This window comes from Streptosporangium sp. NPDC049644 (assembly GCF_040675205.1).
GTDB classification, from domain to species: Bacteria; Actinomycetota; Actinomycetes; order Streptosporangiales; family Streptosporangiaceae; genus Streptosporangium; species Streptosporangium fukuiense.
Genome location: NZ_JBFAOJ010000027.1, coordinates 88,773 through 100,685 on the forward strand (window position 1 = coordinate 88,773; position 11,913 = coordinate 100,685).

General features: G+C 69.2%; 10 protein-coding genes. 7 read left to right on the forward strand and 3 right to left on the reverse strand.

Translation table 11 applies throughout. The annotated features are described in order from the left end of the window. Positions 1 to 171: 171 nt before the first annotated feature. Positions 172 to 1,875 carry a maltose alpha-D-glucosyltransferase gene (gene treS, locus AB0J58_RS17920; protein WP_364216748.1) on the forward strand — a complete coding sequence of 568 codons (1,704 nt, stop codon included), beginning with the start codon at positions 172 to 174 and terminating at the stop codon, positions 1,873 to 1,875. Between the two features lie 42 nt (positions 1,876 to 1,917). On the opposite strand, the gene AB0J58_RS17925 is transcribed toward treS, so the two are convergent. From AB0J58_RS17925 to AB0J58_RS17935, 3 genes are read right to left on the reverse strand one after another with little or no spacing between them, the layout of a single operon-like run. After that, positions 1,918 to 4,296 carry an FtsX-like permease family protein gene (locus AB0J58_RS17925; protein WP_364216731.1) on the reverse strand — a complete coding sequence of 793 codons (2,379 nt, stop codon included), beginning with the start codon at positions 4,294 to 4,296 and terminating at the stop codon, positions 1,918 to 1,920. After that, positions 4,293 to 5,036 (reverse strand): ABC transporter ATP-binding protein, encoded by a 744-nt coding sequence (locus AB0J58_RS17930; protein WP_364216734.1) that lies wholly within the window; start codon positions 5,034 to 5,036, stop codon positions 4,293 to 4,295. The genes AB0J58_RS17925 and AB0J58_RS17930 overlap by 4 nt, the downstream gene beginning before the upstream one ends. Then, the gene (locus tag AB0J58_RS17935; protein ID WP_364216751.1) at positions 5,033 to 5,530 is read right to left on the reverse strand and encodes a PadR family transcriptional regulator; all 498 of its coding nucleotides are present in this window, start codon (positions 5,528 to 5,530) and stop codon (positions 5,033 to 5,035) included. Before AB0J58_RS17935 ends, AB0J58_RS17930 begins: the two co-directional genes overlap by 4 nt. A gap of 140 nt (positions 5,531 to 5,670) precedes the next feature. Here AB0J58_RS17935 and AB0J58_RS17940 point away from each other — a divergent pair, with 140 nt between their 5' ends. From AB0J58_RS17940 to AB0J58_RS17965, 6 genes are all read left to right on the forward strand, one after another. Beyond that, positions 5,671 to 6,927, forward strand: a complete 1,257-nt coding sequence (locus tag AB0J58_RS17940) for an ABC transporter substrate-binding protein (RefSeq protein WP_364216737.1) — start codon at positions 5,671 to 5,673, stop codon at positions 6,925 to 6,927. A 105-nt stretch (positions 6,928 to 7,032) separates the two neighbouring features. Then, positions 7,033 to 8,343 carry an ABC transporter substrate-binding protein gene (locus AB0J58_RS17945; protein WP_364216739.1) on the forward strand — a complete coding sequence of 437 codons (1,311 nt, stop codon included), beginning with the start codon at positions 7,033 to 7,035 and terminating at the stop codon, positions 8,341 to 8,343. 12 nt (positions 8,344 to 8,355) lie between these two features. Continuing rightward, entirely contained in the window at positions 8,356 to 9,816 is a 1,461-nt protein-coding gene (locus tag AB0J58_RS17950; protein WP_364216742.1) for an ABC transporter permease subunit, read from the forward strand. After that, positions 9,813 to 10,691: a carbohydrate ABC transporter permease gene (locus tag AB0J58_RS17955; RefSeq protein WP_343975765.1), complete on the forward strand. Its 879-nt coding sequence runs from the start codon at positions 9,813 to 9,815 to the stop codon at positions 10,689 to 10,691. Before AB0J58_RS17950 ends, AB0J58_RS17955 begins: the two co-directional genes overlap by 4 nt. Positions 10,692 to 10,773: 82 nt before the next feature. Continuing rightward, a complete protein-coding gene (locus AB0J58_RS17960; protein WP_343975768.1) occupies positions 10,774 to 11,451 on the forward strand; it encodes a uracil-DNA glycosylase in 678 nt (225 codons plus the stop codon). 90 nt (positions 11,452 to 11,541) lie between these two features. Next, the coding region (locus AB0J58_RS17965; protein WP_364216745.1) for a hypothetical protein at positions 11,542 to 11,913 on the forward strand (372 nt) is incomplete at its 3' end.

Consider the following 11,913-nt stretch of genomic DNA (forward strand, 5'->3'; position numbering starts at 1 on the left):
AGTGTTCGGCCCAGAAAGCGCCACAACGGATGGCCCCGAATCACAAATTCGGTTGTCCGAGGGCATGGAGCTCATGGGGATGACGACTCCAGCCGGCGCGGTCACCACACATCATCAGCCGGAGCATCCGGTGACTTCGTCCTGCCCTTCATCACCGTGAGCGAGAACACGATGACCTCATCCCCCTCCCCCTCCCCCTCCCCCGCGCACGAGTCCGTCGCCGAGGACTTCGTCTCGGCCGACCCCCAGTGGTACAAGCGCGCCGTCTTCTACGAAGTGCTGGTCCGCGGGTTCAAGGACTCCAACGGCGACGGCACGGGCGATCTGCGCGGCCTCATCGAGAAGCTGGACTACGTCCAGTGGCTCGGCGTCGACTGCCTGTGGCTGCTCCCGCTGTACGAGTCCCCCCTGCGTGACGGCGGTTACGACATCTCCGACTACATGAAGATCCTCCCGGACTTCGGCGACCTCGGAGACTTCGTGAAGCTGATCGAGTCGGCGCACCAGCGGGGCCTGCGCATCATCACCGACCTGGTGATGAACCACACCAGCGACAAGCACCCCTGGTTCCAGGCGTCCCGGCACGACCCCGAGGGCCCGTACGGCGACTTCTACGTCTGGTCGGACAGCCCGACCGGCTACCCCGACGCGCCGATCATCTTCATCGGCGCCGAGGAGTCCAACTGGACCTACGACCCGATCCGCAAGCAGTACTACTGGCACCGCTTCTTCCACCACCAGCCGGACCTGAACTACGAGAACCCGGCGGTCCAGGAGGCCATGCTGGAGGTCCTGCGCTTCTGGCTGGACCTGGGCATCGACGGCTTCCGCCTCGACGCGGTGCCCTACCTCTTCGAACGCGAGGGCACCGACTGCTCCGGCCTGCCGGAGACCCACGCCTACCTGAAGAAGGTCCGCGCCGAGGTCGACCGCCTCTACCCCGACCGGGTGCTGCTGGCCGAGGCCAACGGCTGGCCCGAGGACGTGGTCGAGTACTTCGGCGACCCCGCGGCCGGCGGCGACGAGTGCCACATGGCCTTCCACTTCCCGCTCATGCCGCGCATCTTCATGGGCGTGCGGCGGGGCAGCCGCGAGCCGATCTCCGAGATCATGTCGCGGACTCCGAAGCTCCCCGAGAGCGGCCAGTGGGGCATCTTCCTCCGTAACCACGACGAGCTCACGCTTGAGACGGTCACCGAGGAGGAGCGCGACTACATGCACGCCGAGTACGCCAAGGACCCGCGCATGCGGGCCTACCTCGGCATCCGGCGCCGCCTCGCCCCGCTGCTGGAGAACGACCGCGACCAGATCGAGCTGTTCACCGCGCTGCTGCTCTCGCTGCCCGGCTCCCCGGTCATGTACTACGGCGACGAGATCGGCATGGGGGACAACATCTGGCTGGAGGACCGCGACGCGGTCCGCACCCCGATGCAGTGGAGCCCGGACCGCAACGCGGGCTTCTCCACGGCCGACCCCGGACGCCTCTACCTGCCCGCCGTGATGGACCCGATCTACGGCTACCAGGCGGTCAACGTGGAGGCGCAGCAGCGGAACCCCGCGTCGCTGCTCCACTTCACCAGGAACATGCTGGCGATCCGCCGTGAACACCCGGTCTTCGGCACCGGCGTCTACAACGAACTGTGGTCCAGCAACCCCGCGGTGCTCAGCTTCGTCCGTGAGGACGGGGACGACCTGATGCTCTGCGTCAACAACCTGTCGAAGTACCCCCAGCCGGTCGAGCTCGATCTGCGCCGCTTCGCGGGGATGACCCCGGTCGAGGCCAGGGGCGGGGTGCACTTCCCCGCGGTGGGCACCCTGCCGTACCTGCTGACCCTGCCGGGTCACGGCTTCTACTGGTTCTCGCTCAGGCCCTGAGAACGGCTTTCGAGGGATGGCCCCGGGACACGTGTCCCGGGGCTATCTGGCCGTTACCGGGACCTGGGCGCGGGCCGCGCGGCCCGCCGGGATCAGCGTCACCAGCAGGGCGGAGCCGACCGCGACGAGCATCGCGACGGCGAGTGTCAGGGCCGAGGGCGTACGGCCGATGCCGGCGCCGACGCCGCTGGTGTGGCCCTGCAGGTCGATCAGCCCGCCGACCAGCGAGGCCCCGGCCGCGGTGCCCGCGACCACGCCCAGCACGATCAGCAGGCCGGTCCCGGTGACCAGGGTGGCGGCCACCTGCCTGGGGGTGAGGCCCATGGCCTTGAGCACCGCGAGGTCGAAGGCGTGGTCGCGCAGGCCCAGGGCGGCGGCCGTGAGGAGGTTGGCCAGGCCCAGCAGGGCGAGCACGCCGATCAGCGCCACGATCACCACCCGGATGATCGCGAGCCTTTCGGCCGGATTGACCACCCGGTGCACCTCGAGGGCCTCTCCCGAGGCGGCCAGCAGCCGCGCCCGCACCTCGGCCGGGTCCGCGCCCGGCTTGAGCACCAGGCTGTAGAACTGCGGCGGTACCGCGTCCTTGGCCGCGAGGCTGTCGATGCCGAAGGAGAGCACCTCCCCGTCCTGGTCCGGCTCCACCACCCGGCCCACCAGGTGCACGATCAGCGGGGTGCCGCCCACGGTCAGCCGGACCCGGTCGCCGATCCGCACCCCCAGCAGGTCGAGCAGCCCCTGCCCGGCGACCGCCTCTCCCCTGGCGGCGTACATCCGGCCCTCGACCACCGAGAACGGGTACGGCTCGGCCGAGGTGCCCGCGGCGCGGGCCAGCACGCTCCTGGTCTGCTCGGGCTCCAGGGCGAGCACCTCGGCGCCGGGATAGGCGGCCAGCACCTCGGGGTCGGCCCTGGCGATCCTGAGGGCCTCGTCCGCGGAAAGCTTGTCCGGGCGCACCGTGAGCGCCGCCGCCTGGCCCACCTGCTCGGGGTGGCGGAGGAAGTCGTCCAGGGTGGCCCAGCAGCCGAGCCCGATGGTGATCATCATCATCGGGATCGCGACGCCGAAGATGCTCAGGAACGCCGGGACCCGCCTGGTGAAGGCGTCGCGGGTGCCCAGGACCAGGGCGGGCGGCAGCCGCAGCAGGAGCGCCAGCCGCGCCAGGCGCGACAGGTGCCCCCGGAGCGGCGCCGCGGGGGCCGCGGGGATCGGAGGGGTGCGCCCGCCGCGCCAGGCCGGCAGGGCCACCGCCACGCAGACCACCGCGGCGGTACCGCCGACGATGGCGAGCAGCGGGCCCGGCGAGAGCGGCAGGATCGGCATCCCGTCCAGCACGAACGAGGCGGCGACCTGGCCGCAGAGGAGCCCGATGACGATGCCGAGCAGCCCGAGCGCGCCATGCTCGGCCATGAGCACGCCGAAGACCTGGCCCCGGGTGTAGCCGAGGGACTTGAGGGTGGCGATGTCGCGGGTCTGGGCCAGCACCCGGCCGCCCACCGCGTTGGCGATGGCGAGCGCGGCCGCGACCAGCCCGGTGACGCCGAACAGCGCGAGCAGCAGGCCGAGCAGCCGGTTGTCCAGTTCCATCGAGGCGCGGACCTCGCGCCAGGTGGACATCCGCTGGATCTGCCCCTCCAGGAGGGTGACGGCACCGTGCACGGCGGGCAGCGTGGCCTCGCCGTCGGCCAGGCGCAGCCCGGTGACCGACTCGCTGCGGCCCAGCGCGGGCTCGACCCGGGCCAGGATCGGCGCGAGCGTCCAGGCCAGGCCGGGCGTCCACTCGGGATAGAAGCCCTGCTCCGCGCTGTCGGCCAGGCCGACCACGATGAGCGGGTGGGTGGCGCCGTTGAGCCCGGTCACCGGGAACGGGGCGCCCACCTTCAGGTCGACCGCCTTGGCGAAGGAGCGCTCGACGACCACGCCGTCGGTGTCGCCGGAGCGGAGCGGGCGCCCCTCGCGGACCAGCGGGACGGCGACCTGCTGCGGTGTCGCGGCGATCTCCCGCAGCGCCACCGGCGACTTCCTGCCCTCCAGCGTGAGGGTGACCGGGGCCGACCGGTAGGGACCGGCGACCTGGACCACGCCGGGGAGCCTCGTCAGCGCGACCGGATCGGGGGCGTCCCTGGTGTGTATCCACACGTGCGCGCCTCTGGACTCGGCGAAGAGGCCGCGCCAGGGGTTGGTGCCGTCTTCCAGCAGGGTCGCGGAGGTGATCAGCGCCGCGACGATCCCGGCCACGGCGAGCACCGTCAGCAGTGCCTGCGCCCTGCGCGCTTTGAGGTCGGCCCGGATCCACCTGACGGAGGCGTGGACCGTGCTCACCGCGACGCTCCCGGCGGCGAAGGCCGTACGGTCCGCGAAGGCATGGTTCGGGCGATCCCCGGCGATGTCGGCCGGGGAGGGGGGAGTCGCACCGGTCAACCTCTCAGTTCGATGACGTCACCGGGGCCGCCCCTGGGGCGGCGGCGGGCCAGGCCGGCGCCGCCGTCGTCGACGATCTGGCCGTCCAGCAGGGAGACCACCCGGTCGGCCAGGCTCGCCACCCGGGCGTCGTGGGTGACCAGGACGATGGCCTGGCCCTCGCGGTGGACCTCGCCGAGCAGGCGCAGCACGTCGCGGGTGTTGCGGCTGTCGAGGTTGCCGGTGGGCTCGTCCGCGAGCAGCAGGCTCGGTTTGTTGGCCAGCGCGCGGGCCAGCGCGACCCGCTGCTGCTCGCCGCCGGCGAGCTGGGCAGGCGCGGCGTCGGCGCGGGCGGTCAGGCCGAGTTCACCGAGGAGGTGTTCGCGGCGGCTGCGGGCCTCCTTCGCGGAGACCCCGGCCAGCAGCGCGGGCAGCTCGACGTTGTCGGCCACGGTCATGTTGGCGACGAGATTGAAGAACTGGAAGACGAAACCGATCTTCTTGCGGCGGAGCAGCGCCCAGGCGCTCTCCTTCAGCATGTCGGCCCGCTGTCCGTCGAGCCAGATCTCGCCGCTGGTTCTGGCCTCAAGGCCGCCGATCATGTGGATCAGGGTGGACTTGCCGGAGCCCGACGGTCCCATGACCGCCACGAACTCTCCCGCCTCCACCCGCAGGTCGACCCCTCGCACGGCGGGCACCGGCACCTCGCCGTCCTGGTAGATCTTGACAAGATTGACGGTGTCAACCACGGGGGACGTCAACTCAGCTCCTCCTGACAACGTTCGAGCCAGTCGAGATCAGCCTGGAGATGGAGCATGGCCCCCTCGATGAGCAGGAGCGCGGCGCGATTGTCGCGGTCGGTCCGCCCGGCGAGTTCGTTGAGGTCACGCATGAGTCCGAGGTAGTGACGGCGCTGGCGGTTGATCATCGCCATCCTGTCGGCGATGCCGGTCATCGGGGCCAGCACGAGCTTCATGAAGAACTCGTCTCTGACCCTGGGCCCCTCGGTGGGCTCGTCCACCCACGTTTCGAGGGCCTCGCGGCCCGCGGCCGTCAGGTAGTAGACCTTCTTGTTCGGCCGGTTGGACTGCTCGACGTCCACGACGCGCACGAGGCCGTCCTTCTCCAGACGGCCGAGCGTGACGTAGATCTGCCCGATGTTCGGGGAAGGATAGGCGCTGCCGAAGATCTGTTCAAGGGCCTGTTTGAGCTCGTACCCGTGGGCAGGTTCCTTCGCGAGGAGCGCCAGCAGCATCGGCCGCACGCCCCACCTCCTCGGAGAGCTCGTTACGTGAGCGTTACGGGTTTATCCGTTGACGATGATGTTATCGCTATGCATAACATGCATGCATCTACCTAACACGTATGTAATCAACGGGAAACCTGGAGGTCACGGTGCGCCGACTCATCCCCGTCGTGCTCGCCGTGCTTCTTGTGGCGGGGTGCTCGGCGGCCGGCTCGCAGGAGACCGAACGGTTCGGCGGGACCGGCCCGTTCACCCTCGTCATCGGCCGCGACACGACGGCGTATCTGCAACCGCTGCTGGATCGGTGGAACCAGACGCACCCCGAGGAGCGGGTGAGCCTGCTCGAACTGCCCGAGGCGGCCGACGAGCAGCGCGCTCAGATGGTCGCCAACCTGCAGGCGGGGAGTGACCGCTACGACGTGCTCGGGCTGGACGTGGTCTGGACGGCGGAGTTCGCCGAGGCGGGCTGGATCCTGCCGCTGGACCGCGCGATGTTCCCGCTCGACCGGTTCCTGCCACCGGTCGTCGACACGGCACTCTACCGGGGCAAGCTCTGGGCGGTGCCGTACACCAGCAACGCCGGGCTGCTCTACTACCGCAAGGACCTGCTGGCCAAGGAGGGGTTCGAACCACCGAAGACCTGGGCCGAACTGCGCAAGCAGGCGCGGACCCTGCGCACCAAGTACGACATCGGCGGCTACGCGGGGCAGTTCCTGGCCTACGAGGGCCTGACCGTCAACTTCACCGAGGCCGTGCAGTCGGCGGGTGGGCAGATCCTCAGCCCGGACGGCACCTCGGTGACCATGGACGTGGCCAGGGCGAAGGCCGGTCTGGACTTTCTGGTGAACGGGTTCAGAGAGGGTTGGATTCCGCCCGAGTCGCTCTCCTTCAAGGAGGAGGAGTCGCGAATGGCCTTCCAGGAGGGCAAGCTGGCCTTCGCCCGTAACTGGCCGCACGCGTACGGGCCGGCCACCCTCTCGTCCGTCGCGGACAAGTTCGGGGTCACCAGGCTTCCCGGGCTGAACGGCCCGGGAGCCGGCTCACTCGGCGGCTACAACCTCGCGGTGAGCGCCTTCTCCAAGCGGCAGAAGTCGGCCACCGAGTTCATCCGCTACTTCACCAGCCTGGAGAACCAGCGGCGGGTGCTCGCCGACGGCTCGTTCCCGCCCGTGTGGGCCGAGCTGTACGACGACCCCGGTCTGATCAAGCGTTTCCCCTACCTGCCGGTTCTGAAGCAGAGCATCCTCTCCGCCCGCCCCAGACCGGCGAGCGCCAACTACAACCAGGTGAGCCTGGTGATCGCCAGCGCGGTCTCCAACGCGCTCACTCCCCCTTTCGAGGAGGCCGGCGACGACGTTGTCGCCTCCATGAAAGGCCAGCTCGACGAGATCATTCGGGTTCGTTGACCCGGGGCCACCCCTCGGAGCGAGCCGTCATCCCCACCTCAAGTGCTGGCAAGTCCCCATATATCCCCATTTCAAAACCTCAATACCTCAGGAGGTCTACCCGGCATGCGTAAAACCATTGCAGCGGTGACCACGGCAGGACTCGCCCTGGCACTCGCCGCGTGCGGCGAGTCGACCCCCACCACACCGGCCGGTGGCGCGTCCGCGCCCGCCGCCAAGACCCTCGAAGGGGTGACCATCGAGGTCGCCGCCAAGTGGACCGGCGCCGAGCAGACCAACTTCCAGGAAGTGCTCAAGGCGTTCGAGGCGAAGACCGGCGCCAAGGTCACCTACGCCTCCACCGGTGAGGACACCGGCGCCTACCTCGGTCCCCGCATCGAGGGCGGCAACCCGCCGGACATCGCGATCCTGCCCCAGCCGGGCCTGGTCCAGCAGTACGCGGACCAGAAGGCGCTCAAGCCGCTCACCGCCGAGGTCCAGAAGCAGATCGACGACAACTACACCCCGTACTGGAAGGAGCTCGGGTCGGCGGGCGGCCAGTCCTACGGCGTGCTGGTGAAGGCGGCCCACAAGTCGCTCATCTGGTACCGCGACCAGGCGTTCCAGGACGCCGGGGTGCAGCCTCCGGCCACCTGGGACGACCTGGTCAAGGCCGCCCAGACGATCGCCGACTCCGGCACCCCGCCGTTCTCCCTCTGCGGCGCCTCCGGCTGGACGCTGACCGACCTGTTCGAGAACGTCTACCTGTCCAGCGCGGGCCCGGAGAACTACACCAAGCTCTCCAAGCACGAGATCCCGTGGACCGACCCCAGCGTGACCACCGCGCTGGAGAAGATCGGGCAGCTCGTCGGCAAGAAGGAGTTCCTGCTCGGCGGTTCCTCCGGCGCCCTGCAGACCGACTTCCCGACCTGCGTGACCCAGGTCTACGGCCAGGACAAGTCCGCCATGGTCATCGAGGCCGACTTCGTGGGCACCACCGCCGAGGAGTCGGGCGCCAAGCTGGGCGAGGAGGCCAAGTACTTCCCGTTCCCGAAGGCCGGTGACACCGAGCCGGTCGTGCTGGGCGGCGACATCGCGGTGGTGCTGAAGGACTCCAAGGGCGCGATGGCCCTGCTGGAGTTCCTCGCCTCCAAGGAGGGCGGCGAGATCTGGGCGAAGCTTCCCGGCTACCTCTCCCCCAACCGCAACGTCTCCCCCGACAACTACCCCGCCGAGCTGACCAAGCAGCTCGCCCAGACGATCATTTCCGCCGGTGACGCGGTCCGCTACGACATGTCCGACCTGGCGCCGAGCGCCTTCGGCGGCACGGACGGCAAGGGCCAGTGGAAGCTCCTGCAGGACTTCGTGCGCGATCCCTCGGACATCAAGGGCATCCAGACCAAGCTTGAGGCCGAGGCCAAGAAAGCCTGGAAGTAAGGGAGCAAGGCCGTGACCAACCGGTTAGACGGCCCGCAGGACCCGCACGGCGACACCGCCGGCGGGTCCTCCCCCGGACCGAACGACACCCTGCGACCGGCGCCCGACGCCGGCCCCGAGGTCCGCACCCCCCCACCCGACGCCCCCGCCGGGGACGCCGCGCCGTTGAAGCCGGCGAAGAAGGCCGCCCGGCTGGGACCGCCGCCGAGCATGGCGATCTGGTTCCTGCTGCCGGGAGCGCTCCTGCTCGGCGTGATGGTGATCTACCCGATCGTCTACTCGATCTTCCGCAGCCTCTACGACGCCAACGGTGACGGTTTCGTCGGCGCGGGGAACTACGCCACGATCTTCAGTGACTCCGCCACCCTGATCACGATCAGGAACAACCTGATCTGGGTGGTGGTGGCCCCCCTCCTGGTCACCGCGATGGGTCTGATCTTCGCCGTGCTCACCGAGCGGATCCGCTGGGCGACGGCCTTCAAGCTGATCGTGTTCATGCCGATGGCCGTCTCCCTGATGGCCTCCGGCGTCATCTTCCGCCTGGTGTACGAGCAGGCTCCCGACCGGGGCGTGGCCAACGCCGTGATCACCTCGGTGAGCGGCCTCTTCGGCTCCGACCAGGGCTACCCGGACGCCCGTCCCAGGGAGAACGACCAGGCACCGGTCGCCGCCTCGCAGGGCGCGGTGGTGAGCAGGCAGCCCGCCGCCCCGGGGAAGGCGGTGCTCGTCCCGCTGGTGGGCGTGAAACCGGACTCCCTCGCCTCGGCCGCGCCGGCGAAGGCGGCCCAGCCGGGTCCCGGCGAGCTGGCCGGGACGGTGTGGGTGGACTTCACCCAGGGCGGCGGCGGAGCGGTCAACCAGGTGGACCCCCAGGAGAAAGGTCTGGTCGGGGTGACCGTTGAGGCGGTGAGGGACGGTGCCGTCCAGGCCACCGCCCACACCGAGGCCGACGGCACCTTCCGCTTCACCGGCCTCGCCCCCGGCGACTACCAGGTGCGGCTGCCGGCGTCGAACTTCCAGGCGCCCTTCAACGGGATCTCCTGGCTGGGACCGACGCTGATCACCCCGGCGATCATCGGGGCGTTCATCTGGGTGTGGGCCGGATTCGCCATGGTGCTGATCGCGGCGGGCCTGGCCGCCATCCCGCGTGACGCGCTCGAGGCGGCCCGCATCGACGGCGCCACCGAGTGGCAGGTGTTCCGGAAGATCACCGTCCCGCTGCTCGCCCCGGTGCTGCTCGTCGTGTTCGTCACGATGATCATCAACACGTTGAAGGTCTTCGACCTGGTCTTCGTCATCGCGCCGGGATCGGTGCAGCCGCAGGCCAACGTGATCGCGCTGGAGATGTGGCGCGTCTCCTTCGGCGGTGGAGGCGACCAGGGGCTGGGCAGCGCGCTCTCCATCTTCCTGCTGGTCCTCGTGCTGCCCTTCATGATTCTCAACATCCGCCGGTTCAGGAGGGACAACCAGTGACCACCTCCACCACCCTCGGCGCTCCACCGCGCAGCGTGGCGGGCCGCGTCGTCGACCGGATCGGCGGCGGCCTGGTCCAGGCGGTGCTGGTGCTGATCGGCGTCTTCTGGCTGGTCCCGACCCTCGGGCTGTTCGTGGTCTCGCTCCGCGAGGAGACGGCCAACAACTCCACCGGCTGGTGGACCGCCCTGACCAAACCCGCCGAGTTCACCCTCAAGAGCTACACCGACCTGCTGGCGAGCGGGTTCACCGCGTCGTTCTGGAACACCGTGTTCATCACGGTGCCCGCGACGCTCCTGGTGATCGGCATCGCGGCCATGGCGGCGTACGCGTTCGCCTGGATGGAGTTCCCCGGCAGGGACGCGCTCTTCCTCGTGGTGGTCGCCCTGCTGGTGGTGCCGATCCAGATCGCGCTGATCCCGATCGCGAAGCTCTACGGCACGGTCGGCATCTTCGGCTCCATCGCGGGCGTCGTCCTCTTCCACGTCGCCTTCGGGCTTCCGTTCGCCATCTTCCTGCTCCGCAACTTCTTCGCGGGCATCCCCCGCTCGCTGCTCGAGGCGGCGCGGATGGACGGCGCCGGGGAGTGGAAGATCTTCTCGACCGTGGTGTTCCCGCTGGCCAAGCCCGCGGTCGCCTCGCTCGGCATCTTCCAGTTCCTCTGGGTCTGGAACGACCTGCTCGTCGCCCTGGTCTTCGCCAACACCGAGAACCAGCCGATGACCAAGGCCCTGCAGTCCCAGATGCGGCAATTCGGAACCAATGTGGACATTCTTGCGCCAGGCGCTTTCCTGTCGCTGATCATCCCATTGATCCTCTTTTTCGCCTTCCAGAGGTATTTCGTGCAGGGAATGATGGCCGGTTCGGTGAAGTAACGACAGGGGCAGGCCCGGTAGGGCGCGCGCCGATTTCCGGCACGCGCCGTACCGGGCCTAAAACATCGATAGGGTCCTGCACATGGCCGCACGTCCCTTGAACGAAGTCGTGGAAGCCGGGTGGGCCAAGGCCCTGGAACCCGTTGCTGAGAAGATCGCCGAGATGGGCGAGTTCCTCCGGAGGGAAGTGGCGGAGGGCAGGCAGTACCTTCCGTCCGGGGCCAACGTGCTCCGCGCCTTCCAACAGCCCTTTGACCAGGTCAAAGTGCTGATCGTGGGACAGGATCCGTACCCCACACCGGGTCATCCCATCGGTCTGAGCTTCTCCGTCGCCGCGGACGTACGCCCGATCCCGGCCAGCCTGCGCAACATCTACAAGGAGCTCACCGAGGATCTCGGGCTGCCGATGCCGAGCAACGGCGACCTGACCCCCTGGGCCGAGCAGGGCGTGCTCCTGCTCAACCGGGTGCTCACCGTCATGCCGGGCAAGCCCGCCTCGCACCGGGGCAAGGGCTGGGAGGAGGTCACCGAGCAGGCCATCAAGGCCCTCGTCGCGCGCGAGCAGCCGATGGTGGCGATCCTGTGGGGGCGCGACGCCCGCAACCTGCGCCCGATGCTCGGCGACATCCCGGCCATCGAGTCGGCCCACCCCAGCCCCCTGTCGGCCCGCAGCGGCTTCTTCGGCTCCCGCCCGTTCAGCAAGACCAACGAGCTTCTCCAGCAGCAGGGTGCGACCCCCGTGGAGTGGAAGCTCCCCTAGCCCCGTCCCGCGGATCTCGCGGCGGGCAAAAGATCCAACGGACAGGGCGCAGGCCCTGTCCGACCCTTACCAGGCACTAGGATTTCCACCATGAGTGATGAATCGGGCACTGAACGCTATCTGCGTCTGACTGTTGAGCTGACCGTGGAGGTGCAGGACATCGCCTCCCTGCAGGCCGCCGCGCTGAAGGAGATCAACCACCCTGACGCCGACCTGGACGACGACGAGCGCAAGGAGCAGGCCGAACTGGTCTCGGCCGACGAGACCGGCGCCACGGCGCTGCAGTGGCTGATCGAGCCGGACCACGTCCTGGGTTTGATCGAGCACGTCGAGCAGATCGAGCCCCGCGAGGCCGTGCTGGGCGTCGATTCACCCGCAGCACGACTCCTGACCCCCTACCCCCAGAGGAGAACCGAGATGCCGAACACCGTTGAGCACAAGGTCGAGATGTTCATGCTCGCC